General features: G+C 42.3%; 31 protein-coding genes. 30 read left to right on the forward strand and 1 reads right to left on the reverse strand.

Annotation, left to right across the window (positions count from 1 at the left end; translation table 11 throughout):
- Positions 1-16 precede the first annotated feature (16 nt).
- The 28 genes from FAM09_RS07885 to FAM09_RS08020 all read left to right on the forward strand — a co-directional run bounded on the left by FAM09_RS07885 (position 17) and on the right by FAM09_RS08020 (position 18,572).
- Positions 17-586: a CDP-alcohol phosphatidyltransferase family protein gene (locus FAM09_RS07885; protein WP_136576567.1), complete on the forward strand. Its 570-nt coding sequence runs from the start codon at positions 17-19 to the stop codon at positions 584-586.
- Positions 577-1,017 carry a phosphatidylglycerophosphatase A family protein gene (locus FAM09_RS07890; protein ID WP_136576568.1) on the forward strand — a complete coding sequence of 147 codons (441 nt, stop codon included), beginning with the start codon at positions 577-579 and terminating at the stop codon, positions 1,015-1,017. The genes FAM09_RS07885 and FAM09_RS07890 overlap by 10 nt, the downstream gene beginning before the upstream one ends.
- A gap of 12 nt (positions 1,018-1,029) precedes the next feature.
- Positions 1,030-2,433, forward strand: a complete 1,404-nt coding sequence (locus FAM09_RS07895) for a sulfatase-like hydrolase/transferase (RefSeq protein ID WP_136576569.1) — start codon at positions 1,030-1,032, stop codon at positions 2,431-2,433.
- Between the two features lie 119 nt (positions 2,434-2,552).
- Complete coding sequence (locus tag FAM09_RS07900; RefSeq protein WP_208025508.1) at positions 2,553-3,383, forward strand: hypothetical protein; 831 nt, start codon at positions 2,553-2,555, stop codon at positions 3,381-3,383.
- Between the two features lie 280 nt (positions 3,384-3,663).
- The gene (gene rpsJ / locus FAM09_RS07905) at positions 3,664-3,969 is read left to right on the forward strand and encodes a 30S ribosomal protein S10 (RefSeq protein WP_014220852.1); all 306 of its coding nucleotides are present in this window, start codon (positions 3,664-3,666) and stop codon (positions 3,967-3,969) included.
- Between the two features lie 481 nt (positions 3,970-4,450).
- Positions 4,451-5,068 carry a 50S ribosomal protein L3 gene (gene rplC, locus FAM09_RS07910; protein ID WP_136576570.1) on the forward strand — a complete coding sequence of 206 codons (618 nt, stop codon included), beginning with the start codon at positions 4,451-4,453 and terminating at the stop codon, positions 5,066-5,068.
- Positions 5,069-5,128: 60 nt separating this feature from the next.
- Complete coding sequence (gene rplD / locus FAM09_RS07915; RefSeq protein WP_136576571.1) at positions 5,129-5,761, forward strand: 50S ribosomal protein L4; 633 nt, start codon at positions 5,129-5,131, stop codon at positions 5,759-5,761.
- Between the two features lie 108 nt (positions 5,762-5,869).
- Positions 5,870-6,169, forward strand: a complete 300-nt coding sequence (gene rplW / locus FAM09_RS07920; protein WP_136576572.1) for a 50S ribosomal protein L23 — start codon at positions 5,870-5,872, stop codon at positions 6,167-6,169.
- A gap of 79 nt (positions 6,170-6,248) precedes the next feature.
- Complete coding sequence (rplB, locus tag FAM09_RS07925) at positions 6,249-7,088, forward strand: 50S ribosomal protein L2 (RefSeq protein ID WP_136576573.1); 840 nt, start codon at positions 6,249-6,251, stop codon at positions 7,086-7,088.
- A gap of 106 nt (positions 7,089-7,194) precedes the next feature.
- On the forward strand, positions 7,195-7,467 hold the full coding sequence (gene rpsS, locus FAM09_RS07930) for a 30S ribosomal protein S19 (protein ID WP_136576574.1): 273 nt from the start codon (positions 7,195-7,197) through the stop codon (positions 7,465-7,467).
- A gap of 57 nt (positions 7,468-7,524) precedes the next feature.
- Positions 7,525-7,866 carry a 50S ribosomal protein L22 gene (rplV, locus tag FAM09_RS07935; RefSeq protein WP_136576575.1) on the forward strand — a complete coding sequence of 114 codons (342 nt, stop codon included), beginning with the start codon at positions 7,525-7,527 and terminating at the stop codon, positions 7,864-7,866.
- A 25-nt stretch (positions 7,867-7,891) separates the two neighbouring features.
- Positions 7,892-8,707, forward strand: a complete 816-nt coding sequence (gene rpsC, locus FAM09_RS07940; protein ID WP_136576576.1) for a 30S ribosomal protein S3 — start codon at positions 7,892-7,894, stop codon at positions 8,705-8,707.
- 72 nt (positions 8,708-8,779) lie between these two features.
- A complete protein-coding gene (gene rplP / locus FAM09_RS07945) occupies positions 8,780-9,199 on the forward strand; it encodes a 50S ribosomal protein L16 (RefSeq protein ID WP_136576577.1) in 420 nt (139 codons plus the stop codon).
- Positions 9,200-9,296: 97 nt separating this feature from the next.
- Positions 9,297-9,503, forward strand: a complete 207-nt coding sequence (gene rpmC / locus FAM09_RS07950) for a 50S ribosomal protein L29 (protein ID WP_136576578.1) — start codon at positions 9,297-9,299, stop codon at positions 9,501-9,503.
- 82 nt (positions 9,504-9,585) lie between these two features.
- The gene (gene rpsQ, locus FAM09_RS07955) at positions 9,586-9,843 is read left to right on the forward strand and encodes a 30S ribosomal protein S17 (protein ID WP_136576579.1); all 258 of its coding nucleotides are present in this window, start codon (positions 9,586-9,588) and stop codon (positions 9,841-9,843) included.
- Positions 9,844-9,979: 136 nt separating this feature from the next.
- A complete protein-coding gene (gene rplN, locus FAM09_RS07960; RefSeq protein WP_014220841.1) occupies positions 9,980-10,348 on the forward strand; it encodes a 50S ribosomal protein L14 in 369 nt (122 codons plus the stop codon).
- A gap of 114 nt (positions 10,349-10,462) precedes the next feature.
- On the forward strand, positions 10,463-10,801 hold the full coding sequence (gene rplX / locus FAM09_RS07965; RefSeq protein ID WP_136576580.1) for a 50S ribosomal protein L24: 339 nt from the start codon (positions 10,463-10,465) through the stop codon (positions 10,799-10,801).
- Positions 10,802-10,933: 132 nt separating this feature from the next.
- A complete protein-coding gene (gene rplE, locus FAM09_RS07970; protein WP_136576581.1) occupies positions 10,934-11,503 on the forward strand; it encodes a 50S ribosomal protein L5 in 570 nt (189 codons plus the stop codon).
- A 60-nt stretch (positions 11,504-11,563) separates the two neighbouring features.
- The gene (gene rpsN, locus FAM09_RS07975) at positions 11,564-11,833 is read left to right on the forward strand and encodes a 30S ribosomal protein S14 (protein WP_136576582.1); all 270 of its coding nucleotides are present in this window, start codon (positions 11,564-11,566) and stop codon (positions 11,831-11,833) included.
- 100 nt (positions 11,834-11,933) lie between these two features.
- Complete coding sequence (gene rpsH, locus FAM09_RS07980; protein ID WP_081146058.1) at positions 11,934-12,332, forward strand: 30S ribosomal protein S8; 399 nt, start codon at positions 11,934-11,936, stop codon at positions 12,330-12,332.
- A gap of 204 nt (positions 12,333-12,536) precedes the next feature.
- Positions 12,537-13,091 (forward strand): 50S ribosomal protein L6, encoded by a 555-nt coding sequence (rplF, locus tag FAM09_RS07985; RefSeq protein WP_136576583.1) that lies wholly within the window; start codon positions 12,537-12,539, stop codon positions 13,089-13,091.
- Between the two features lie 120 nt (positions 13,092-13,211).
- Complete coding sequence (rplR, locus tag FAM09_RS07990; protein WP_136576584.1) at positions 13,212-13,565, forward strand: 50S ribosomal protein L18; 354 nt, start codon at positions 13,212-13,214, stop codon at positions 13,563-13,565.
- 42 nt (positions 13,566-13,607) lie between these two features.
- Positions 13,608-14,126 carry a 30S ribosomal protein S5 gene (gene rpsE, locus FAM09_RS07995; protein ID WP_136576585.1) on the forward strand — a complete coding sequence of 173 codons (519 nt, stop codon included), beginning with the start codon at positions 13,608-13,610 and terminating at the stop codon, positions 14,124-14,126.
- Positions 14,127-14,175: 49 nt separating this feature from the next.
- Positions 14,176-14,358 carry a 50S ribosomal protein L30 gene (rpmD, locus tag FAM09_RS08000; RefSeq protein WP_081146055.1) on the forward strand — a complete coding sequence of 61 codons (183 nt, stop codon included), beginning with the start codon at positions 14,176-14,178 and terminating at the stop codon, positions 14,356-14,358.
- A 163-nt stretch (positions 14,359-14,521) separates the two neighbouring features.
- Positions 14,522-14,971, forward strand: coding sequence for a 50S ribosomal protein L15 (gene rplO, locus FAM09_RS08005; RefSeq protein WP_136576586.1), 450 nt, complete (start codon positions 14,522-14,524; stop codon positions 14,969-14,971).
- A 77-nt stretch (positions 14,972-15,048) separates the two neighbouring features.
- The gene (gene secY / locus FAM09_RS08010) at positions 15,049-16,377 is read left to right on the forward strand and encodes a preprotein translocase subunit SecY (protein ID WP_136576587.1); all 1,329 of its coding nucleotides are present in this window, start codon (positions 15,049-15,051) and stop codon (positions 16,375-16,377) included.
- Between the two features lie 78 nt (positions 16,378-16,455).
- A complete protein-coding gene (map, locus tag FAM09_RS08015; RefSeq protein ID WP_136576588.1) occupies positions 16,456-17,256 on the forward strand; it encodes a type I methionyl aminopeptidase in 801 nt (266 codons plus the stop codon).
- Between the two features lie 20 nt (positions 17,257-17,276).
- Entirely contained in the window at positions 17,277-18,572 is a 1,296-nt protein-coding gene (locus FAM09_RS08020) for a BaiN/RdsA family NAD(P)/FAD-dependent oxidoreductase (protein ID WP_136576589.1), read from the forward strand.
- Between the two features lie 117 nt (positions 18,573-18,689).
- Here the strand turns inward: FAM09_RS08020 and FAM09_RS08025 are convergent, their stop codons facing one another.
- The gene (locus FAM09_RS08025; protein WP_136576590.1) at positions 18,690-19,166 is read right to left on the reverse strand and encodes a DinB family protein; all 477 of its coding nucleotides are present in this window, start codon (positions 19,164-19,166) and stop codon (positions 18,690-18,692) included.
- A 404-nt stretch (positions 19,167-19,570) separates the two neighbouring features.
- Between FAM09_RS08025 and rpsA the strand changes: the two genes are divergently transcribed.
- The gene (rpsA, locus tag FAM09_RS08030; RefSeq protein WP_136576591.1) at positions 19,571-21,499 is read left to right on the forward strand and encodes a 30S ribosomal protein S1; all 1,929 of its coding nucleotides are present in this window, start codon (positions 19,571-19,573) and stop codon (positions 21,497-21,499) included.
- Between the two features lie 376 nt (positions 21,500-21,875).
- Complete coding sequence (locus FAM09_RS08035; RefSeq protein WP_136576592.1) at positions 21,876-23,798, forward strand: T9SS type A sorting domain-containing protein; 1,923 nt, start codon at positions 21,876-21,878, stop codon at positions 23,796-23,798.
- Positions 23,799-23,924: the final 126 nt, after the last annotated feature.

The following is a 23,924-nucleotide window of genomic DNA, read 5'->3' on the forward strand; positions in this document are numbered from 1 at the left end:
ATATTTGGGTCATTAAATGACAAGGACTTCCAACTTCCGGTTGCCTGTTTGGTTGCCTAATATGGTAACCATTATGCGGATTGTGGCAGGTGTTTCGCTGTTTATAGCTATTTTTTATGACAGGCAGATCACCGGCATTCGCATGGGCTTTTTTATGATGATCGTTCTCACCGATTGGGTAGACGGGTGGCTGGCCAGGAAGTTCAATGCCCGAACTTCCTGGGGACAGCTACTTGACCCGATAGCAGATAAAGTAGTATTGTTGGGGGCCTTCGCTTACTTCTTTTTATCCGGAGATATTAGTGGTTGGTTTACCATATTATACTTCGCGCGGGAAATACTGCAAACGATAATTCGTATCTCCTCTTTTGCAAATAGTAAAAACAGTCAAACCCCTACTTTATTTATCAGTAAATTAAAAACTGCTTTGTCTTATTGCTACGGCCTGTTGCTATTTGCTGAACAGCTATACCATATTTTACCATCTACAACAATAATCCTGTTGGTACATACCGTGCTGGAAGTTTTCATTATCCTGTTATCATATACAGGTTTGATTAAACCCTTTATAAGAAAATGGAATTGAAACGTTGGGAAAAGGTGGCCGGCTCCTTTTTTTATGTAGGGTATAAAATGAAAGGACCGGGAACAGTTACGAGTGTGCTGGTTTTTTTAGTTGCCTGGTTTGTAAAACCGGATGCTGTTCTCCCGGGCGCCTTGCTGGTGTTGACGCCTTTGTCGTTTTACCTGGGATACCGGTTTGAAAAATGTATAGGGCACGACCCTTCCTGTTTTACATTGGATGAAGTGATCGGGTCCCTGATCGTTGTATGCTTTATTCCTCATGAACTCGTTTATTATTTTCTTTTTTTTATCGTATGGCGATTGTTCGATATATTCAAGCCCTTCTTTAAGCCGGTTGAACAGATTCAACAGGGAATAGGTATTGTGCTGGATGATATAATTGGCGCCATTTGCACCCTTGGGATGTATTTTCTGTATACCTGGCTTATTTAATTATCCCTGAATATGGAAATGCAAAAGATCTGGAAATGGTTTTATAGTACGTTACTGGTGCTGCTAATGCCAAATTGTATCTTTTGGATGCTTGCGCCTAAAGTTAGTATGGTGAGAGGCGTTTTTGTTTTTGAATATTTGCTGATCGCCTGTTTATACCCTTTTATTAACCGCCGGTTTTTTATAACGATCTGGATCTTGTTCGCTATTTATGATTTGGTCTTCGCTACTACTACCCTGTTTTTTATGGATTTTTTTGAAATAGCGCATGCGCTGGCTAAAATACCCAACATGTCATTTATTGATATGCTGAAATGGGCAGGCGTGTTGCTATTATTTACAGGTGCAATTTTTGGATTGGTTAAACTGTTAATCCGGTACAATACATCTTACAGGATTTTACATTTCCGGTTCCTGTGGCCCCTGATTATTTTTTGCCTGGCAATAAATATTATTAATGGCGGCGGGTCATTTAAAAAGTGGGCTATTCCATTATATCATTCAAAAAAGGATATTGTTTCGGCCCCATCGTGGCCATTTATCAAAGCGGTGCAACATGCTATTGTAAGAAGCACGGCAAAACATAATGTAGAATATTTAGGATCTGCTGCTCAAAAAGTATTTAACCAGCCGCCTGCCGGTGAAGCTGCAAAAAAAGAAGCATTGATATTGGTTGAGTCGTGGGGTTTATTGAACAATAAAGAACTGCAGCACGAGGTGTTACAGCCTATATATGATCTTGCTAAAGGACATCTATATACGATTAAGGAAGATTCAACTCCATATAAATATTTAACGCAAGCCGGCGAATTTCGTGAGTTGACCGGTTATGTTTTCCATTATTACCAGGTTAAAGACAAATGGGTAAAAGAAAACTCCCTGTTGATAAAAAAACAGCAGCAGGGATATCATGTAATAGGGGTCCATGGCAATACTGGCAGGTTTTATCGGCGGCAAATTATCTGGCCGGTACTGGGCGTACAGGAAATGTTCTTTTCTGAAGATTTCACAAAGCTGTCGATGCCATCATGCGGCAATAGTGTTTTCAGGGGAATATGTGATACGGCTATCAATACCTGGTTACTCGATAATATGAACCGGCAACCCGATCGTAAAGAGTTTTATTATTGGGTTACCCTCAACACCCATTTTCCGCTTGTTGAAATACATGATGAAGCGTACCGGGTTTTTTCTGAAAAATGGAAGACGCAGGGAATAACTGAGAATCTCCTGCAGTTAGCTTATCAGCACCGGTTATTTTTTAAAGATATAGCCAATAAATTAAGTAAACCAGGCGCTCCAAAAGGGCATGTGTTGTTGGTGGGGGATCACGCACCACCGCTTATGGACCCCACCGATCGTAAATTATTCAGCACTCATTGGGTGCCGTATATAGAATTAACCGCTAACCTATAGGGTTAATTTTTTATATAAGTTAATTTGAATCTGATTCAGATTCATTAAAACTTCTCCTCATTTCAGGGATTCTTAACAAATGCCATTTTTGATTTTGCCTAACTTGTGTAAAAAAGTGTATGCTAAAGACTCTACCCTTATCTGTTATATTGCTGCTTTGCATATCCTGCTCCCGCTATCAATATACCACCATTAGCAGTTCTGGTGTTACCATGAACGATAAACTGGAGTTCTTCTCAGAAAACGATAGCCTGCTGATAACATACAATTTCAATGGCTGCAATGCACCGGTGAATATAACCATTCAAAATAAACTACAGGTGCCTGTATATATCGACTGGCAACGGTCGGCCCTGATCGTAAACGATAAAGCCATTAGCTATGTACCTACAGAAATGAAAATAAGCGGCGGGTTTAATAGCAATTCCTATAATTTCGGAAACCGGAGCAACACGTATGGAACTACAACAGGAAGCATACATGCAACAGCCAGTCTGCCGCCATCGGTTGATTTTATTCCACCCCAATCATACCTTGCTAAAAATCCGATGGCCGTTACCAACAGGCTTATCGAAAACGTGCCTGATACCGCTTATCGTCGCGTAAAATACGCGGCCGCAGATGGATTTGTAATTCCCGTTAAAATGGCCAGGTTCAATGAAACCAATACGCCACTCCGGTTCAGAAGCTATCTTACCCTGATGGTAGGGGATTCCACTACCAAACCTATTGCGTATGAACATTCTTTTTATATCTCTGAGCTTATAACTACCACCGAGCCGCCGCAAAGCATTTGGTTAACCAGTGCACACCGGGGCAACCAGTATTATATAAAGGAAGCGACCGGGTATGGAAAAGCAATGGCAGGTTTTGGGGTTATTGCCGGTACGGCGGTTTATGTGGCCACGGTTGAATCTATGAGCCAGGTAGGTAATAATGTGGGGCGGTAGGGGGCCAATGTACTAATTTCCTAATGTGCTAATTATGTGCTAATTAATACAGGTTGCAGCCAATGAGCAGCAACTGGCAACAGGCAATTTGCAATAAAACAATAAGCACTGATCCAATCTCAATAGGTTCAAACTCAGCAATTGGAGCCCGGAAATGACCCGAAATGAGACATTTTGCCAATTTTTTTGCCCTTTCGGGCAAAAAAAACCAAAAAACTTTTGCTTAATAAATAACAACCCCTACCTTTGCATCCCCAATGGAAAAATTGGGTTTTGTAATATGTCTCAGCGAATCAGAATAAAATTACAGTCTTACGATCACAACCTGGTAGATAAATCTGCCGAAAAGATCGTAAAAACCGTACGCAGTACCGGCGCTGTGGTAACAGGTCCAATTCCTTTACCTACACGTAAAAAGATTTTTACCGTATTGCGTTCACCCCACGTGAATAAGAAGAGTCGTGAGCAGTTTCAGTTGTGCACCCATAAACGGTTACTGGATATTTATACTTCTTCCAGCCGTACTGTGGATGCGCTGAGCAAGCTGGACTTACCCAGTGGTGTTGAAGTAGAGATCAAAGCGTAAAAGCATTGTATGAACCCTGTCAGGGTTCTAAAAATCCTGACAGGGTTTTTTCATAAAGTTCTTTCAATCCCATCTGTAAACTCTGTTCCTTAACCGGGCAGATAAAACAGCGCTGGGTTAACTAGTTGAACCGCCCGCGAAAGCGGGATCATAAAATGCCCAAAGCATTTTACGACAAAAACAGGTTTTAAAAATTTTAAAATATGAACTAGCCCTTCGAGGTTAGTTTACTGTTGGTACTTCCTGCGTTCCGACCCCCGGGTCGGGATATTCTAAAAAGATAACGAAGGTCCGGCAAGCGGCACAAGGCCGCCAACGCTGAAACTTCGGCGCCCAACGGAAAAGGTCAACAGCAAACGGAGATTGAAGTTGCTCATGGTTGTGTGCCTCCCGATCCCATCGGGAAGCCCTCACAGAACTCCCAGTTCTGCAATCATTTCGCAAATGTCTCTTCAACCACGAGGGCACAAACCGAACAACGATGAAAGGAATCATTGGTAAAAAGATCGGGATGACCAGCATCTTCAACTCAGATGGCAAGCAAACAGCCTGCACCATCATTGAAGCAGGTCCCTGCATTGTGACCCAGGTAAAAACCACCGAAACAGACGGATACAACGCTATCCAATTAGCTTACGGTGATAAGAACGAAAAGCACACAATAGCTGCAGAAAAAAATCACTTCGCAAAGGCCAATACAGCCGCAAAGAAATTTGTAAAGGAATTCCGCAATTATTTTACCGCAAAGAATTTAGGTGATGCTATCACTGTTGACATTTTCACTGAAGGTGAAAAAGTTGACGTTGTTGGTACTACAAAAGGTAAAGGTTTTCAGGGTGTTGTAAAACGTCACGGATTTAGTGGTGTGGGCGAGCAAAGCCACGGTCAGCACGATCGTCAACGCGCTCCGGGTTCAATCGGTAACTCATCTGATGCCTCTCGCGTATTTAAAGGTATGCGCATGGCCGGCCGCATGGGTAACGATCGCGTGAAAGTAAAAAGCCTGAAGATCCTGAAAGTATTCCCTGACAAGAATTACATCCTGGTGAATGGATCTGTTCCCGGCCACAATGGCGCGATAGTATATATTCAAAAATAATTTTGTTATTGCAGATTTAGTCCCGACGTAGTTGGGAGGTAATCTTAAATATAAAGTACGATGCAAGTAGATGTTTTAAGTATAAAGGGTGCAAAAACCGGTCGGTCTGTAGATTTAGCCGATGATATTTTCGGTACAGAGCCGAACAATCACGTTGTTTACCTGGCTGTAAAGCAATATCTGGCTGCACAACGTCAAGGTACGCACAAAGTGAAAACCCGTTTGGAAGTTAAAGGTTCCAGCAAAAAACTGCACCGTCAGAAGGGTACTGGTGGTTCCCGTAAAGGTAACATCCGTAACCCGCTGTTTAAAGGTGGTGGTACCATTTTCGGTCCCAAACCCCGCGATTACGATTTCAAGCTGAACCGTAAAGTGAAAGACCTGGCTAAGATCAGCGCACTGTCTTATAAAGCAAAAGAGAACGCTATTGTAATTGTTGAAGATATCAACCTGGATGCGCCTAAGACAAAGACGTTCATTGATATCATGAGCAGCCTGAAGATCGATAATAAAAAGACATTGGTGATATTACCTGAGTATAACGATAACCTGCAGTTGAGTGTTCGTAATATTCCAAACGCTTTAGGTGTTCAGTTCGCTGATATCAATACATACGATATTGTAAATGCCGATGTATTGTTATTTACCGAAACCACTGCCAAGTTGTTCAGTGAGGAAGGAGTAGACGCATAATTTGAAAATTTGAAAATGAGCCAATTTGAAAATGGTGGCTCATAAAGGTTTAGATTTCATCTTTAAATTTTCAAATTTTCAAATTCACAAATTTTCAAATTAAGTATTATGAAACTCGCAGAAGTATTGATAAAACCGATCGTTACCGAAAAAAGCAATAAGCTGTCTGATGCTAAAAGAACTTTTGCTTTTCGCGTAAACCGCAAAGCCAACAAACTGGAAATTAAAAAAGCAGTTGAGAGCTTTTACGGTGTAACGGTTACAGAAGTAAATACGGTAGTGGTACCCGGTAAAGCAAAAAACCGGTTCACTAAATCCGGCTTTATTTCCGGAACAAAACCGGCCTACAAAAAAGCGTATGTAAAGGTAGCAGAGGGAGAGAACATTGATTTGTACGGCAACATTTAATCCGCCAACGGAAAAGTATGGCGAGTCAATCGCCGCAAAGAATTGACAAAAGATTTTATAACAGTATAAGAAGAAAAACATGGCACTTAAGAAATACAAACCGATTACAGCAGGTACGCGTTGGAGAATAGGAAATGCGTATGCTGAAATCACTACCGATCAACCCGAGAAAAGCCTGCTGGAGAAAACTACATCTACTGGTGGCCGTAATGCTCAAGGTAGAAGGTCTATGCGTTATATTGGTGGCGGACACAAGAAGATGTTCCGTATCATCGACTTCAAGCGCGATAAGAAAAATATTCCAGGCACTGTAGCCTCTATCGAATACGATCCAAACCGTACTGCATTTATCGCATTGATAAATTACAAAGACGGTGAAAAAAGATATATCCTGGCTCCCCAGGGCTTACAGGTTGGCGCCACTATTACATCTGGCGACAGCGTAGCTCCTGAAGTTGGTAATGCATTGCAAATGAAAAATATGCCGCTGGGTACCAATGTGCATAACATCGAAATGCAACCTGGCCAGGGTGGTAAGCTGGTTCGCAGCGCTGGTACTTCAGCTCAGCTTGCCAACAAAGAAGAAAAATACGCTGTATTGAAAATGCCTTCTGGCGAATTGAGAAAGATCCTCATCAACTGCTATGCTACTGTTGGTATAGTAAGTAACGGCGACCACAACCTCGAAATGATGGGTAAAGCCGGTCGTAACCGTTGGAGAGGTATTCGCCCACGTAACCGTGGTGTTGCGATGAACCCTGTAGATCACCCAATGGGTGGTGGTGAAGGTAAGGCTTCAGGTGGTCATCCGCGTTCAAGAACCGGTAAATACGCCAAAGGTCTGAAAACACGTCAAAGAGGTAAAGGAAGCGATAAACTGATCATTCAACGTAAGAACGGTAAAAAATTATCGAAATAATTTGAAAATTTGAAAATGAGCCAATTTGAAAATGATGGCTCATAAGGGTTCAGATTCATGATCAAATTTTCAAATTTTCAAATTCACAAATTTTCAAATTCAAGATATGGCTCGTTCAATAAAAAAAGGTCCTTATGTAGCCGCCAAGCTGGAGAAAAAAGTACTTGGCATTAACGATGGCAAAGTAAAGAAAGGTGTGATCAAGACATGGAGCCGTCGTTCTACCATTACTCCAGATTTTGTAGGTCATACATTTGCTGTGCACAATGGCAACAAGTTCATACCAGTATATGTAACCGAATTTATGGTTGGTCATAAGCTGGGTGAGTTTGCTCCCACACGCCAGTTCAAAGGACACTCTAGTAAAAAAGTTGGTTAATAAAATTTCAATATCCCTGGTTGAAGGACTTGGGATCAGAAATCAGAAATAATAAAAATGGAAGCTGTAGCAAAACTTAGAAACTATCCCACATCACCCCGCAGAATGCGTTTGCTGGCTGATGAAATACGTGGTGTTGAAGTGGAAAAAGCATTAGCGTTGTTGGAATTTCATCCGCAACACTCTGCCACACCGCTGTTTAAATTATTAAAGAGCGCCATTAATAACTGGGAGCAGAAGAACGAAGGACAAAGCGCTGCCGATGCTGGTTTAATTGTGAAGACGATCTTTGTTGACGGCGCACGTACTTTAAAAAGAATGTTACCCGCACCGCAAGGCCGTGCATACCGCCTTCGCAAGCGCAGTAACCACGTTACTATAATCGTTGACGTTAAATAATTAGCAAATTTTCAAATTATAATAAATGGGTCAGAAATGCAATCCTATTGGTGCCAGGTTAGGGATTATCCGCGGTTGGGAATCTAACTGGTATGGTAACAAAAAAGATTATTCTACCAAGTTGATCGAGGATAACAAGATCAGAACTTATCTGAATGCCCGTATCAATAAAGGTGGTATCTCTAAAATCGTTATTGAGCGTACGCTGAATAAACTGATTGTTACCATTCACACTTCCAAACCTGGTATTATCATAGGTAAAGGCGGGAATGAGGTAGATCGCATTAAAGAAGAGTTGAAAAAACTGACAGGTAAAGAAGATGTGCAGATCAACATCCTTGAAATTCGTCGTCCCGAACTGGATGCCATGATCGTAGGGGATACCATCGCCCGTCAGATCGAAAACCGTATCAACTATAAACGCGCCATTAAAATGGCAATCGCTTCTGCACTGCGCATGGGTGCTGAAGGTATAAAAATTAAGATCAGCGGTCGTTTGGGTGGTGCTGAAATCGCCCGTACCGAAGAGATCAAACAAGGTCGTACACCATTGCATACCCTGCGTATGGATATCGACTACGCTAACGTATTTGCGTTGACTGTTTACGGTAAGATCGGTATCAAAGTATGGATCTGTAAAGGTGAAGTACTGGGTAAAAGAGACCTGAACCCGAACCTCGTAGGTGGCAAGAGCGATGTGAATGACAGAAGAGACAGAAGAGAAGGTGAAGGTGGTCATGGTGGCGGTGGTCATCACCGTGGTGAAAGAAGAGGTGGTGGCGAAAGAAGAGGTGGTGGAGATCGCGGCGGCGATCGCAGAGGCGGAGGTGGTCAGCATTAAAATAAATGGTGCTGATGTAAGAAGCCCCCCTGGTTAGTTATTAATTTTTCTAATTATCAAATTGTTTTATAAATGTTACAGCCTAAAAGAACGAAACACCGCAAAGCGCAGAAGGGTCGCATTCGCGAGGTAGCCAAGCGTGGTACTACCATCTCTTTTGGTTCTTTCGGTTTGAAAGCACAGGAAGCTATCTGGTTAACAAATCGCCAGATCGAAGCAGCCCGTCAGGCTATGACCCGCGCTATGAAGCGTGAAGGTAATGTTTGGATCCGCATATTTCCCGATAAGCCAATTACCCGTAAGCCACTTGAGGTGAGAATGGGTAAAGGTAAAGGTAACCCTGAGTTCTGGGCTGCAGTAGTTGAACCAGGTCGCATTTTATTCGAGTGCGATGGTGTAACAGAAGCGGTAGCAAAAGAAGCTCTGGAACTGGCGGCACAGAAACTGCCTATCAAAACCAAGTTCATTGTAAGACGCGACTATAGCGCATAATTTGAAAATTTGAAAATGAGCCAATTTGAAAATGGGTTGGCTCAAACCAAATATAATTTTCAAATTTTCAAATTGATAAATTTTCAAATTGAATTATATGTCAAAGAAAATAGATTTCAATAAAGGCCTGAAGGATATGAGCGAGGCAGATCTGAAAGCCCGGATCCAGGAGGATGAACTGCGGTTGAAAAAGCTGGAGTTTGCTCATGCAATCTCTCCGCTTGAAAATCCGATGAGCATTCGGGATCTGCGCAAAGATGTAGCCCGTTTAAAAACTGAACTCAGAAAAAGAGAACTGGCTTAATCTGCGAATGTGAAGGGCAGTGAGGAAGAAAAAGCAGGGTAGGGCATTCACAGACTAATTTTCAACTTTTCAAATAGCAATAATGTTAGACAGAAATTTGCGTAAAACGAGAACAGGGGTTGTTACCAGCAACAGAATGGATAAAACCATAACTGTAGCGGTAGAAAGAAAAGTAAAACACCCTATCTATGGTAAGTTCGTTAAAAAGACTACCAAATTCCATGCTCATGATGAAAAAAATGAGTGCACCATAGGCGACACTGTTCGTATTATGGAAACCCGTCCCCTGAGCAAAACTAAGCGCTGGAGACTGGTAGAAGTAGTGGAAAAAGCGAAGTAATATAGCTGTTAGCAGCAAGCCAATGCCTGTTAGCTAACGACGATTTTAAATAAATTTTTAATCATTCGCTATAAGTCCCGTCCCGGTAACTATCGGAAGCATCGGGGCTGAAGGCTGAGAGCTAAAAGCTAAAAAAATGATTCAGCAAGAGTCCAGATTAAATGTAGCTGATAACAGTGGCGCTAAGGAAGTACTGTGTATCCGTGTACTGGGAAACAGCGGCCAGGATTATGCCAAAATAGGCGATAAAATTGTAGTAACCGTAAAGGATGCTATTCCTGCCGGCGGTATTAAAAAAGGCACTGTTACCAAAGCCGTAATTGTTCGTACCAAGAACAAATTACGCCGCAAAGACGGATCTTATATCCGGTTTGATGACAATGCCGTAGTGTTGTTGAATCAGTCTGATGAGCCTCGCGGTACCCGTATTTTCGGACCCGTTGCCAGAGAGTTGCGTGATAAAGGATACATGAAGATTATTTCTTTGGCTCCGGAAGTATTATAAAAGCAAAACGCCAAAGGCTCAACGCTGAACGCCTTTGGATAAAATATACAAACTTGTAAACAGCGTTATGCATTCCGCGTTAAGCGTTGTGCGTTCCGCGTTAAGCTTTAAAAAATGAGCAACAGATTCAAACCGAAGTTTAATATTAAAAAAGGCGATACCGTAGTAGTTATTGCCGGTGATGATAAAGACGCTAAAAAGCCCCGCAAGGTATTGGAAGTGTTTCCAGAGAAATCCCGCGTGCTGGTTGAAGGCGTGAACATTGTTACCCGCCATACCAAACCTTCGGCTCGTAACACGCGTGGTGGCATTGTAAAGAAAGAAGCTGCCATTCACATTTCTAATGTGATGTTATGGGATGCCAAGGCCGGAGCAGGTGTGAAAGTAAAGCGTACCCGTGAAGAGGGTAAGCTGGTGCGTGTGTCTAAAAAATCTGGCGAAGCTATAAAATAAACGCTAAAGGCATAATGCGGAACGCAAACTGCTGAAAGCCCTAAGTTTAATATAGAAAGAGTAACTATCGATTATCAATTGCGTTATGCTGTTTGCGATAAGCATTAAACATAACGCGCTAAGCTAAATAAAATGAGTACAACAAAATATAGTCCAAGGCTGGCAGACAAGTACAAAAAAGAAGTTGTACCTGCTTTAATGAAACGTTTCTCTTACGGCACGGTGATGCAGGTTCCCCGTTTGGAAAAAATTTGCATCAACCGCGGTGTGAACGGAGCCGTTTCTGACAAAAAGCTCGTGGATGTGGCCATTGATGAGCTGACAATGATCTCTGGCCAGAAGGCTATTCCTACAATGTCTAAAAAAGACATTTCGAACTTTAAATTGCGTAAGAACATGCCTATCGGCGCCCGCGTAACTTTGCGTGGTACCAAAATGTACGAGTTTCTCGACAGGCTGATCGCTACTGCATTGCCTCGTGTACGTGACTTCAAAGGGATCAATGATAAAGCGTTCGACGGTCGTGGTAACTATACATTAGGCGTTACCGAACAGATCATCTTCCCTGAGATCGACATCGACAAGGTGAACAAGATCACTGGTATGGATATTACGTTTGTAACTACTGCCCAAACCAACGAAGAAGCTTTTGAGTTGTTGAAAGAACTGGGCATGCCGTTCAAAGGAGTGAAGAAAGACTAAGAAACCGGGAGCAGATCCCGAAATCTATACATTCAGAAATCTCAAAACGTAAAATAAATTATGGCTAAAGAGTCAGTTAAAGCCAGACAAAGGAAAAGAGAACGTATGGTAGCGCAACATGCTGAAAAACGTGCTGCCCTGAAAGCTGCCGGCGATTGGAAAGCTTTAGATGAAATGCCGAAGAATTCTTCGAAAGTTCGTCTGAAAAACCGTTGCCAGTTAACCGGTCGTCCAAAAGGGTATATCCGTTATTTTGGCGTGAGTCGTGTTACGTTCCGTGATATGGCGTTGGCGGGTAAAATTCCAGGCGTAAGAAAAGCTTCCTGGTAAGGCAAGGCACAAAGTGCAAGCCTCTCAAACTAAAAGAGCAAGCCTGTAATCAGGGACTACTCTTGAATAAAATTATAAAACTGAATTAATTTAAATAGACATGGTTACTGATCCCATAGCAGACTTCCTGACGAGAGTTCGTAATGCTCAGATGGCTGGCCACCGGATTGTTGAGATCCCGGCTTCTAATCTGAAAAAACGTATTACTGAAATACTGTATGATCAGGGATACATTCTGAAATACAAATTTGAGGATGATAACAAACAAGGCCTTATAAAAATAGCCCTGAAGTACGATCCTCAAAGTAAAGAGCCTGCTATTAAATCTCTTGAAAGAGTTAGCCGTCCGGGTTTACGTCAGTACGCCAGCCCTGCTGAATTCAAAAGAGTGAAAAATGGTTTGGGTGTTGCTATAGTTAGCACATCTCAAGGTGTAATGACCGACAAGCAGGCCAAAAGCCAAAACGTTGGCGGCGAAGTTCTTTGCTACATCTATTAATTAGCTAATTAGCAAATTTGAAAATTTGAAAATGGAATTGACGAAATTCCATCATACATCACGAAGGTGAGTTTCAAATTTTCAAATTCTCTGATTGATAAATTTCGGGTTGGTTAAATGACAATTAAGTTTTCTATACGGAACTGAACACGTTTAACCAGATGCAATTATCAAATTTTCAAATTATTAAATTTTCAAATTACTATGTCTCGTATAGGTAAAAAACCGGTACCAGTTACAACTGGTGTTACAATCACAGTAAGTGCTGACAATGTGATCACTGTTAAAGGGCCTAAAGGTGAATTGAAACAAGTCATCGACCGGGATATCAAAGCCGAAGTAAAAGACGGCGAAGTATTATTTACTCGTCCTACCGATCAGATCCGTCACCGTGCATTGCATGGTTTGTACCGCGCGCTGATTGCCAATATGGTGAAAGGTGTTACTGAAGGATTTACAAAGAAACTGGAGCTGGTAGGGGTAGGTTATAAAGCAAGCAATCAGGGTAACCTGCTGGATCTGTCACTGGGTTATTCTCACAATATTTTATTCGAAGTTCCAAAAGAATTGAAAGTTGTTACCGCTCAGGAAAAAGGGGAGAACCCCAAAATTACCCTGGAAGGTATTGACAAACAATTACTGGGACAGGTTGCCGCTAAATTACGCAGCTTACGTAAACCTGAGCCGTACAAAGGAAAAGGTGTTAAATACGTTGGCGAAGTTATTCGTCGTAAAGCTGGTAAAGCAGCGGGTAAGTAATTGGCTAATGCGATAATGTGCTAATTAGCTAATTGGCACATTATCCATTATCGGATTATCACAATTTCAAATTATCAAATTGGCCTTCCGGCAGCATCGGAGGGCATTAAAATAAAAGCAATGAATACCAAATTAGAACAAAGGCAGAAGATTCGCTACCGCATTCGCAAGAAGATTGCCGGTACCGCTACAAAGCCCCGGTTAGCCATATTTCGTAGCAATAGCGATATCTATGCTCAGCTAATTGATGACGACAAAGGTTTTACATTGGCTGCTGCCTCTTCACGTGATAAGGATATCAGTGCACAAAAAGTGACCAAGGTTGAAAAAAGCAAACTGGTTGGCCAGGCTATTGCCCGCAAAGCAAAAGAAGTTGGCATTACCAATATCGTTTTTGACCGTGGTGGTAACCTGTATCATGGCCGTGTGCAAGGTGTTGCTGAAGGTGCTCGCGAAGGCGGTCTTCAATTTTAAACAGTTCACATTTTACAATTCCGATAATTTCAAATAGAAATAATGGCAAAAGTTAATTTAAACAGGGTTAAAGCCGGCGATATTGAGCTGAAAGAGAAGGTGGTGGCTATTAACCGCGTTGTAAAAACAACCAAAGGTGGTCGCGCTTTTAGTTTTTCTGCCCTGGTAGTAGTAGGTAACGGAAATGGTGTTGTAGGTCATGGTCTTGGAAAAGCAAAAGAAGTACAGGAAGCAATTACCAAAGGCATTGAAGACGCCAAAAAGAACCTGATCAAAGTGCCTATCATGCACGGAACTATTCCCCACGACCAATGGGCTAAAGAAGGTGCTGCCAAAGTATTGGTGAAACCTGCCGCTCATGGTACTGGTGTGATCGCCGGAGGCAGTATGCGTGCTGTGCTGGAAAGCGCCGGTATTACTGACGTTCTGGCCAAGTCACTGGGTTCTGCTAACCCCCACAACGTGGTGAAAGCAACCTTCAAAGCATTGGCTTTGTTGCGTGAACCGGTTACTGTTGCCCGTCAGCGCAAACTGAACCTGAAGAAAGTATTTAACGGATAATGTCGAACCGGTAAATCGGTAATCGGCAATCATAACTGAGTTGAAAATCATGAAAAAGATTAAAATAACTTTAGTAAAAAGTCCTATTGACAGACCTGAGCGCCAGAAATTAACTTTGCAGGCGCTGGGTTTAAATAAGACCAACGCTTCGAAAGAAGTTGAAGCTACTCCTCAAATACTGGGTATGGTTCGCAAAGTAACGCACCTGGTGAAAGTTGAAGAACTGGCTTAATCAATTAGCTAATTGGCCAAATTCTAATAAAAAGCAGTCATTCTAACCAGATTGATTGCTTTTGATATTAGTAAATCATTAATTTCGCGCGGCTTTTAATTAGCAAAATATCATATTAACAAAAAGCGAGGGGCGATTCCCCGTTAAGTAAAAATCAACAACAATGAAATTACATGAGTTAAAGCCTGCCAAAGGCGCAACGCACAGAGAAAAACGTTTAGGTCGTGGTGAAGCTTCCGGTAAAGGTGGTACTTCTACAAAAGGTAACAAAGGGGGCCAGAGCCGTGCAGGTTATCAACGCAGAAATGCACATGAAGGTGGTCAGATGCCTATTCAACGTCGTTTGCCAAAACGTGGCTTTAAAAATCCTTTCCGTGTTGAATATAAAGTATTTAATCTGGGTCAGGTAGACCACCTGGTTGAGAAATATGAACTTTCAGAATTTTCTCATGAAAGTCTGAGAGAAGTTGGTCTGGTTAGCCAAACAGATATAATAAAAATATTAGGTAACGGCGAGCTGAAGAGCAAAGTAGCTTTCAAAGTAAGTGCTATCAGTGAGAAAGCAAAACAGGCGGTTGAAGCTGCCGGTGGTTCAGTAGAATTGGTAAAGTAATTTTGTGTAACTTGCATAGACGCATTAAAAGTGCGTCTTTTTTATTTTGAGGGACTTCTAAAAATCTTGGCAAATCCGTGAAAAAGTTCATACAAACACTCAAAAATATCTGGAGTATTGAGGAGCTGAGGAGTAAAATTCTGGTGACCATTACCCTGATAGCCGTTTACCGCTTAGGCACACACATTGTATTGCCCGGTATTGATCCCGATAAGATCACAGTAGGCGCATCCAGCGGCATCCTTGGATTGATCGATGCTTTTGCCGGTGGTGCTTTTAACCAGGCCTCTATCTTAGCCCTGGGTATCATGCCTTACATTTCCGCTTCTATCTTTATTCAGTTAATGACCATCCTGTATCCGCCTTTTCAGAAATTGCAAAAGGAAGGCGACAGTGGTCGTAAAAAGATCAATCAATACACCCGTTACCTTACCGTACTGGTAACCGTATTACAAGCCAGCGCCTATGTAGCATTCCTGAATACTACGAATGGCCAGGCTATGGTAGAATCTTATAAACCTTACTTCTGGCTTTCTACCACTATCATCCTAACCGCAGGTACCTTATTCGTAATGTGGATCGGTGAAAAGATCACCGACAAGGGTTTGGGTAATGGTAGCTCGGTGATCATCATGGTGGGTATCCTGGCCCGCTTCCCACAGTCACTGTGGCAAGAGTGGTCTGCCCGTTCAAACAGAGGCGGTGGTGGTTTATTGATCTTTGTAATTGAGATCGCCATCCTGGTTGCCATCATCATGGGCCTGATCATCCTGATCCAGGGTGTTCGTAAAGTGCCTGTTCAATATGCAAAACAAATTGTAGGCAACCGCCAGTTTGGTGGCGCCCGCCAGTTCTTACCCTTAAAGGTGAACAGCGCCGGTGTAATGCCTATCATCTTTGCCCAGGCAATTATGTTCTTACCAACCCTGTTGAGCAACTTCGATTCTACAAAAGGATTGGCTGCCGTGTTTGGTAATCACAGTAACTACTGGTACATGATCATTTATGCAGTAATGGTAATTGGTTTTACCTTCCTGTATACCGCGTTAATATTTAACCCCAAGCAAATAGCTGACGACCTGAAACGTAATAACGGATTTATTCCCGGTGTAAAACCCGGACAACCTACAGCCGATTATATCGGTGCTGTAATGGATAAGATCACATTCCCAGGTGCGGTATTGCTTGCCCTGGTAGGTATATTACCAGGTTTTGCACAAAGAATGAGCGTACAGCAATCATTTTCTTCTTTCTTTGGAGGTACATCCCTGCTGATCATGGTAGGTGTAATTCTGGATACCCTTCAACAGATAGAAACCCAGTTGCTAATGCGCCAGTACGATGGCTTGATGAAGAGCGGTAGGATCCAGGGACGCCAGCAGGTAACGCCGGCTTCTTCGATCTAAAAAAATATTTTTCAGCAAACCAAACCTGACAGCTTGATGTAATAGTTGTCAGGTTTTGTTTTAATATAATTTAATGTAATGATCTATTACAAAACAGAAGCAGAAATTGAGTTGATGCGGGAAAGCGCTTTACTGGTTAGTAAATCGTTGGCCCACATTGCCAGTTTATTAAAACCTGGCATCACTACGCTTTCGCTCGATAAAGTTATTGGCGAGTTCATACACGATCACAAAGGAGTGCCCTCTTTTTATAGTTACAAAGGCTACCCGTTCAATTCCTGTATTTCGGTGAACGATGTGGTTGTGCATGGCTTTCCTGGTAAAGATGAACTGCGTGAAGGTGATATTATTTCTGTAGACGTTGGGGTGTATAAGAATGGTTACCATGGCGATCATGCCTATACGTTTGCTATTGGCGAACCCACAGAAGATGTGATGAAACTGGTGCGTATCACCAAAGAATCGTTGTACAAAGGCATTGAAAAAGCGATAGCAGGCAATCGCATTGGCGATATCGCATATGCCATACAGGAACATACCGAGAAAAAACACGGGTACGGGGTTGTGCGTGAACTGGTAGGGCATGGGCTGGGTAAACAGTTGCATGAAGATCCGCAGGTGCCCAATTATGGCCGGCGGGGTACTGGCCCTGTTTTAAAAGAAGGGCTGGTACTGGCTATTGAACCCATGATCAACATGGGCAAGAAAGATGTTTATACCGAAGAAGATGGCTGGACGGTGCGTACGGTTGATCATAAACCTTCTGTACACTTTGAGCATGATGTATGCGTACGTAAAGGAAAGGCGGATATATTGTCTGATTACAGCATTATAGAAGCCGTTGAAAAAAACAATCCCAATTTGAGCACCAAGTATTAAGCTGAAGTAACCAATTATAAGTGGCCGAAACAAAGAAAAGACTTGTAGTTATCGGAGGCGGGGCGGCCGGATTTTTTTGTGCTGTGAATGCCGCCCGCCTGCATCCTTCGCTGGAAGTTATCATTCTCGAAAAAACGAATAAGCTACTTTCAAAAGTTAAAGTGTCGGGTGGCGGCCGGTGTAACGTAACGCATTCCTGTTTTTCCATCACCGATATGATCCGCCATTATCCGCGCGGGACGAACTTCCTGAAAAAAGCATTTCACCATTTTTTTACTACCGATACCATACAGTGGTTTACCGAAAGGGGCGTGCCATTGAAAACCGAGCAGGATGGCCGCATGTTCCCGGCTACCAATTCTTCCCAATCTATTATCGATTGTTTAATGCGCGAGGCTAACAGGTATGGTGTTGAAATTAGAATGATGTCAGATGTAAAAAGTCTGAAGTCGGAAGTCGGAGATCTGAAGTCGGAGGTAGGAGGGGTGAAGTTGGGTGAGGTACGAACTAATGAGCATAAACAGTTTACGCTTGAATTATCTGACCTCAGGCAGCTGACTGCCGACTTCGTGGTCATCGCCTGTGGCGGCTATTCGAAACTATCCCAATTCAGTTGGCTGCAACAGTTAGGACATTCCGTTGCTGAACCGGTTCCCTCCTTATTCACTTTTAATATGCCCGGGAACGCCATAACGCAATTAATGGGGGTTTCTGTACCGGAAGCACACGTGAAGATCACGGGTTCTTCCTTGTCGGCTAAAGGACCTTTATTGATCACGCATTGGGGATTGAGCGGTCCGGCCGTGCTGCGGTTATCGGCCTGGGGCGCCAGGGAATTGGCAACATGCAATTGGCAATTTGGGATTACTGTAAACTGGTTGCCTGATTATAATGAGCAAACATTGCGCGATAAATTTCAGCAATTACGATTTGAGCTGGCGGCACAAAAAATTGTAACCCGCAACCTTTTCAACCTGCCTCAAAGATTATGGCAATATCTGTTGCAGATATCAGGCATTCATGAAGAAAAACGATGGGCCGACCTGCCTGCGAAAGAACAAAACAAACTAATTGCAAATTGCTGTGCCCAGGAATTCAAAGTGCAGGGAAAAACTACGTTCAAGGAAGAGTTTGTAACAGCGGGGGGAATTCAGTTATCGGAAGTAGAGGTGAATACTATGCAAAGCAAAGTAATTCCCTGTTTATATTTCGCAGGTGAAATCCTGGATGTTGATGGCATTACCGGTGGTTTTAATTTTCAGCATGCCTGGACGAGCGGATATATTGCTGCAAAAGCGATCGCGGCAATTGTTTGATGGTTGCATGGCTTGATGGCTATGAGCCATAAAACAATTAAATGGGTAAGATGGCTCGATCATCGGGTTACAAATAACCACCAAACAATCAAACCATCCGACCATTCAGCTATGCAATTATTTCTTTTTCTCCTGTTCCTGTTCTTGCGGAAAACCCAACAACCTTCTGTGATAGTTGATCTGCCCGGTATGATAGCTCAAATGCGCCAGCAAATGCAACAAAAAGAATTCAGTTGTTACCGTTTCACCGTTAATAGGCAAAGGATAATTTTTTTCCAGTTCTTTTTTGCTGGTTTGCTCCAATGCATCTTTAACGGCTACTTTAGCATTCTCTATTTCATTTAGCAATTTGTGCTTGCTGATATTCTTAAGATTAAACTCTGCTTCGCGATTACGTATATAACCCGATTCGCCCAATACAGCACCAATAAAATGCTGTAAGTTGCCAGTCAGGTGTAAGCACAGGTTGCCGCCGCTGTTCTTGATGCCTTCTTTAACTACCCACAGGCTGCTGTCATCAGGATACTGAGAGATCTCTTCTGTCAACTTGTTCAGGTCCCGCTCAAATAATGTGATCAAAACTGGTGTAATCATAACAAACTAGTCAGTTGTAAAAATTTTCGATAAATGTAATGAGAAAAAACGCCTATCAGAATAACTGCACAAAAAAATAATTTTCATAGATGCAAAACAATTGTATTTATACACGTTTTCCCGGCAAAACAGTAAACAATTTCGTACAATACATACTGTTGGGTCGGCTAATCGTTTTTGCTATGTGAATCATACTATTAAGTCGAATTATTTTTCCGATTAAAAGTTGTACTAATACGAATGAACCGAAAGATTGGGTACTACAGAAATATGCCTGTAATAGTTCGCATTTAATCCGGTGCAAATCAATCATTTATTAAATGAAAAAAAACGCGCAAACCCTTTACAATTCAGCATTTTAGCCTATCTTTGCAGCCCGAATTAAAATCATCGGGTTTTTTATCATGTTTGAGAAATTAATTATTAAACAATTAAACGCTGATGCACAGGAGTCTTCTGCAGCCACTCAGGCTGGTGAAGCTACAGCGACACCAAATAAACCTGCGCAGGCTCCTGAAGTTGTGGACAATAGTGCACACGACGATTTCGACTGGAGTATCGACAAACGCAACGTAGCTACTTACACCAAAGAGCAAAAAGAAAAGTACGATGCTGTTTACGAAGGCACTTTCAAAGCAGTTACCGACGGTGAATTAGTAAAAGGTCTGGTAGTGGCACTTACTAAAACTGATGTGGTTATCAACATCGGGTTTAAAAGTGATGGTCTGGTTTCATTAAACGAATTCCGTGATCTGCCTAACCTGAAAACTGGCGATGAAGTGGAAGTAATGGTTGTAGAAAAAGAAGACCGGGAAGGTCACCTGAATCTCAGCCGTAAACAAGCTCGCATTACCCGCGCCTGGGAAAAAATTGTTGAAGTTCATAAAACTGGTGAAGTTATCACTGGTACTGTTACTTCAAAAACCAAAGGCGGTTTGATCGTAGATGTATTCGGTATGGAAACTTTCTTACCGGGTTCACAGATCGACGTTAAACCTGTAACTGATTACGATCAGTTTGTAGGAAAAACCATGGAGTTCAAAGTAGTGAAGATCAACGAAGCTATCAAGAACGCTGTAGTTTCTCATAAAGCCCTTATCGAAAGCGATATCGAAGCACAACGTGCTGAGATCATGAGCAAACTCGAAAGAGGCCAGGTATTGGAAGGAACCATCAAGAATATCACTGACTTCGGTGCCTTCATGGATCTGGGCGGCTTAGACGGTCTGTTGTATATCACTGATATCAGCTGGGGTCGTATCAGCCATCCGGGCGAAGTGTTGAAACTGGATCAGAAACTGAAAGTGGTTGTATTGGATTTCGATGATGAGAAAAAACGCATCAGCCTGGGTCTGAAACAATTGACACCACATCCTTGGGATATTCTGCCAGAAAACATTCACGAAGGTTCTGTAGTGAAAGGTAAAGTAGTGAACATTGAAGATTACGGCGCATTCCTGGAGATCATGCCAGGTGTTGAAGGTCTGGTACACGTAAGTGAAATTACCTGGGCTAACACACCGATCAATGCGAAAGAATTCTTCAAGCTGGGTGATGAGTATGAAGCCAAGATCGTGACGCTGGATAAAGACAATCGCAAAATGAGCTTGTCTATCAAACAAATGAGCGAAGATCCATGGAGCACGATCGAAACCAAATTCCCAGAGAGCAGCCGTCATACCGGTCTGGTGAAAAACATTACGCCTTACGGTGTGTTTGTTGAACTGGCGCCTGGTATCGGTGGTATGATCCACATCAGCGACCTTAGCTGGCTGAAACGCTTCAACCATCCTTCTGAGTACACCAAAGTTGGTGAGAACATCGACGTGGTAATTCTCGGAATTGATAAAGACAACCGCAAACTGCAACTCGGACATAAACAACTTGAAGAAGATCCCTGGAATGCATTACAGGGCACATTCGCTGTTGGTTCTGTACACGAAGGAACAGTTATTCGCAGAGACGACAAAGGTGGTATCGTTCAATTGCCTTACGGCCTGGAAGGATTTGCACCTAACCGTCACCTCATGCGCGAAGATGGCAAAAGCATCGGAGCTGATGAAACAACCCAGTTCCTGGTTATCGAATTCGATCGCAATGAAAAACGCATCGTAGTATCGCATACCCGTATCTGGGAGCAATCTAAGCAGGAAGAAAAACAAGCTGCTCAGAAAGAAGCTCGTGCAGAAGCTGACAAAACCAAGAAAGCAGTGAAAAACATTCAGGGTAAAGTAGAAAAAGCTACTTTAGGCGACCTGGGTGCACTGGCTGAGATCAAAGAAAAATTAAAGCAGGAAGAACAACAAGGCGGTTCTACAGAAACCAAAGAATAAGCCTTGCGTGCTTCAATGATATAAGCGTTCCGGTTAGCCGGAACGCTTTTTTTATGCGTTAACCGCTCACATTTATCATTCATTACTTACTTTAATCATTATCCTGATTTAAAATAACTTATAGTACAATTGTTTACCCGGTGCTTGATAAAAATCAATTGTTTCTAACAATTGTTAGTTAAAGCTTGCAACAGAAAAAATCTTTATCTAGTTTTAAATAACGAATTATTAATGATCACACCTTAGTCATTATTCTGAGAAACACTTCGTAAGATTCTTTATCCAGGATTAACGGTACATCCAATTTCCAATGATTACGTTTCCATCTCCTTACTGAGAACCGCTTACTTATCGTAAACCCTAAAACTCGTACCGTATGAAGAAGCTTTACTCTTCTTTTATATTCATATTTATTCTTCTGTTTTTTGGCGTTCTCCATTGCAGAGCCCAGCAGGATACAATTAAAGCTGGTTCATTCATAATAAACATGGGAGTTATTCCCCAAACATTTGCCAACGGATTAAAACCATATGGACTGGTATACGACCTGGTAAAAAATTATAAAATTCCGGTAAAGTGGGTGATCAATACCAGTAAAACAAAAGACGGAATTGACTTTACGCACAATGGTATCAGTTACCGTGGCGGCACATTTATAATACCTTTTGAATTCAGAACACCCACTATAAATAGTGTTATCAGTTCATGGGAGGCGCAGGGTGTTGTAGGAAATACTTCTGTGAGTAGTATGTTGTTGAATGCATATAAAACTTTTTATTATGCGCCAAACTGGACGATGGACTTTCAGAATGGCACGCTTGTTACCAATTACTTCGCCAATGCCGGTATTCCATCCTCAGCATACGGTGGAGACAGTGCTAACTGGAAAACGCCTGCTCAACTGGGCGCCTGCGATGATATTTTTGTTATGCCACATGCCGATCCCACCTGGAGCACGCATAATAATCTTTACTACTGGAATAAAGATTATAAAGGGAATATCTGGGCAGCCTGTCATGCGGTAAGTGAAATGGAAAATCTTACTGATCCGTCGAATACGATTCAGATGAATTTTTTGAGTACAACGGGGTTGGTTAACTGGAAGGACCACAAAAAGGATGCTTCCCCTCCTTATCAATACCAGGACCATGGCCATCCTTTTATGCAATTCATGCAAACTATGGATGAGGCTACCAATATTGGTTCAGAAAAGATCTACATCCCTAAATCAGGCGGAGGATGGCGAAGCACTACCACTCTGGGTGTGTACGATGCTTCAAGCGCATCAGTTCCTTCACTTTCACCGGGGCCTGCTGCTATTGTTGCTTATGGGCGAGCCTTTGGTGATAACAACCGTGGTTGGGTAATGTATGAAGCGGGGCATGATCATAACTCAAGTGGTACGGAGGCCGAAAAAGTAGCCGCTCAACGGGCTTTTTTTAATTATTCTTTTATTGTAGCGGTAGACCGGCTGGCAGAATTTGAACCGGAGATACTCGGGTTACCCGACCTGCCTCTTCCCAATCAACCCTATGATATTTCATTTAATGTACCCCACGGAATTGACCTGAGTAATTATATAATTCAGTGGACTTCTAATTGTGGCGGTACATTTTCCAGTACCAATGCCCCGTCTGTAACCTTTACACCGCCTGCCGCTACCGGTAACTGCATTGTTACGGTAACGCTTACTGATGGCTGCGGGCGACAGGCGTTTGCAAGCGAGGGAACATTAATATCTTCTGTATTGTCTGCATCTTCAGCCACCTTGCGTGGTAGTTATAATGCAACAAACCGCACTGTACAATTGAACTGGACGGATATAAACCCTAAAGGCACTGATCATTATGAAATTCAGAGAAGCGAAAATGGAACGGCGTTTAAAACAGTTGCCTTGTTTTTTCCTGATCAGGAAACCAAGAATGCTGGTTTTAGTTACAAGGATAAATTTACCGTTCAGGGAACTGCATTGTATCGTTTAAAAATAAATACAACAGGTAAATCGGTAACTTATTCCAACATAATAAAAGTGATGAGCGAAGACGCTTCGCCACAACTCACCGTGCTTTCAAATCCTGTTAAGGGAAATATAGTTTTTGAATACGAATCGCCTGTGCCGGGAAATATTAATGCAATGTTGATTGATATGAATGGAAGAGTGGTAAAAAATAAAAGCGTATCTGTACAGAAAGGAGCTACCAGGGTACAAATGGATAGTACCTGGCCTGCCGGTATGTATTTGCTACGGGTTGTTTCGGCAGGTAATAGCATAATACAAAAAGTACAACTTATTAAATAATTACAGGTTCATTTGGGTAGGTAAACACTCAACGGGATGTTCCGCTTGACTCGGGATGTCCCGTTTGATTTTTAGAAAAAGGCAATGAGGCAACAAGGCATAGAGGCAACGAGATAACAGGTTGAC

This window comes from Niastella caeni, assembly GCF_004834005.1.
Lineage (GTDB): Bacteria > Bacteroidota > Bacteroidia > Chitinophagales > Chitinophagaceae > Niastella > Niastella caeni.

Bases quoted from the DNA above. Each gene is read 5' to 3' on its own strand.
- FAM09_RS07885 (WP_136576567.1), top strand. From the start codon at position 17: ATGACAAGGACTTCCAACTTCCGGTTGCCTGTTTGGTTGCCTAATATG.
- FAM09_RS07890 (WP_136576568.1), top strand. From the start codon at position 577: ATGGAATTGAAACGTTGGGAAAAGGTGGCCGGCTCCTTTTTTTATGTA.
- FAM09_RS07895 (WP_136576569.1), top strand. From the start codon at position 1,030: ATGGAAATGCAAAAGATCTGGAAATGGTTTTATAGTACGTTACTGGTG.
- FAM09_RS07900 (WP_208025508.1), top strand. From the start codon at position 2,553: ATGCTAAAGACTCTACCCTTATCTGTTATATTGCTGCTTTGCATATCC.
- rpsJ (WP_014220852.1), top strand. From the start codon at position 3,664: ATGTCTCAGCGAATCAGAATAAAATTACAGTCTTACGATCACAACCTG.
- rplC (WP_136576570.1), top strand. From the start codon at position 4,451: ATGAAAGGAATCATTGGTAAAAAGATCGGGATGACCAGCATCTTCAAC.
- rplD (WP_136576571.1), top strand. From the start codon at position 5,129: ATGCAAGTAGATGTTTTAAGTATAAAGGGTGCAAAAACCGGTCGGTCT.
- rplW (WP_136576572.1), top strand. From the start codon at position 5,870: ATGAAACTCGCAGAAGTATTGATAAAACCGATCGTTACCGAAAAAAGC.
- rplB (WP_136576573.1), top strand. From the start codon at position 6,249: ATGGCACTTAAGAAATACAAACCGATTACAGCAGGTACGCGTTGGAGA.
- rpsS (WP_136576574.1), top strand. From the start codon at position 7,195: ATGGCTCGTTCAATAAAAAAAGGTCCTTATGTAGCCGCCAAGCTGGAG.
- rplV (WP_136576575.1), top strand. From the start codon at position 7,525: ATGGAAGCTGTAGCAAAACTTAGAAACTATCCCACATCACCCCGCAGA.
- rpsC (WP_136576576.1), top strand. From the start codon at position 7,892: ATGGGTCAGAAATGCAATCCTATTGGTGCCAGGTTAGGGATTATCCGC.
- rplP (WP_136576577.1), top strand. From the start codon at position 8,780: ATGTTACAGCCTAAAAGAACGAAACACCGCAAAGCGCAGAAGGGTCGC.
- rpmC (WP_136576578.1), top strand. From the start codon at position 9,297: ATGTCAAAGAAAATAGATTTCAATAAAGGCCTGAAGGATATGAGCGAG.
- rpsQ (WP_136576579.1), top strand. From the start codon at position 9,586: ATGTTAGACAGAAATTTGCGTAAAACGAGAACAGGGGTTGTTACCAGC.
- rplN (WP_014220841.1), top strand. From the start codon at position 9,980: ATGATTCAGCAAGAGTCCAGATTAAATGTAGCTGATAACAGTGGCGCT.
- rplX (WP_136576580.1), top strand. From the start codon at position 10,463: ATGAGCAACAGATTCAAACCGAAGTTTAATATTAAAAAAGGCGATACC.
- rplE (WP_136576581.1), top strand. From the start codon at position 10,934: ATGAGTACAACAAAATATAGTCCAAGGCTGGCAGACAAGTACAAAAAA.
- rpsN (WP_136576582.1), top strand. From the start codon at position 11,564: ATGGCTAAAGAGTCAGTTAAAGCCAGACAAAGGAAAAGAGAACGTATG.
- rpsH (WP_081146058.1), top strand. From the start codon at position 11,934: ATGGTTACTGATCCCATAGCAGACTTCCTGACGAGAGTTCGTAATGCT.
- rplF (WP_136576583.1), top strand. From the start codon at position 12,537: ATGTCTCGTATAGGTAAAAAACCGGTACCAGTTACAACTGGTGTTACA.
- rplR (WP_136576584.1), top strand. From the start codon at position 13,212: ATGAATACCAAATTAGAACAAAGGCAGAAGATTCGCTACCGCATTCGC.
- rpsE (WP_136576585.1), top strand. From the start codon at position 13,608: ATGGCAAAAGTTAATTTAAACAGGGTTAAAGCCGGCGATATTGAGCTG.
- rpmD (WP_081146055.1), top strand. From the start codon at position 14,176: ATGAAAAAGATTAAAATAACTTTAGTAAAAAGTCCTATTGACAGACCT.
- rplO (WP_136576586.1), top strand. From the start codon at position 14,522: ATGAAATTACATGAGTTAAAGCCTGCCAAAGGCGCAACGCACAGAGAA.
- map (WP_136576588.1), top strand. From the start codon at position 16,456: ATGATCTATTACAAAACAGAAGCAGAAATTGAGTTGATGCGGGAAAGC.
- FAM09_RS08025 (WP_136576590.1), bottom strand. From the start codon at position 19,166: ATGATTACACCAGTTTTGATCACATTATTTGAGCGGGACCTGAACAAG.
- rpsA (WP_136576591.1), top strand. From the start codon at position 19,571: ATGTTTGAGAAATTAATTATTAAACAATTAAACGCTGATGCACAGGAG.
- FAM09_RS08035 (WP_136576592.1), top strand. From the start codon at position 21,876: ATGAAGAAGCTTTACTCTTCTTTTATATTCATATTTATTCTTCTGTTT.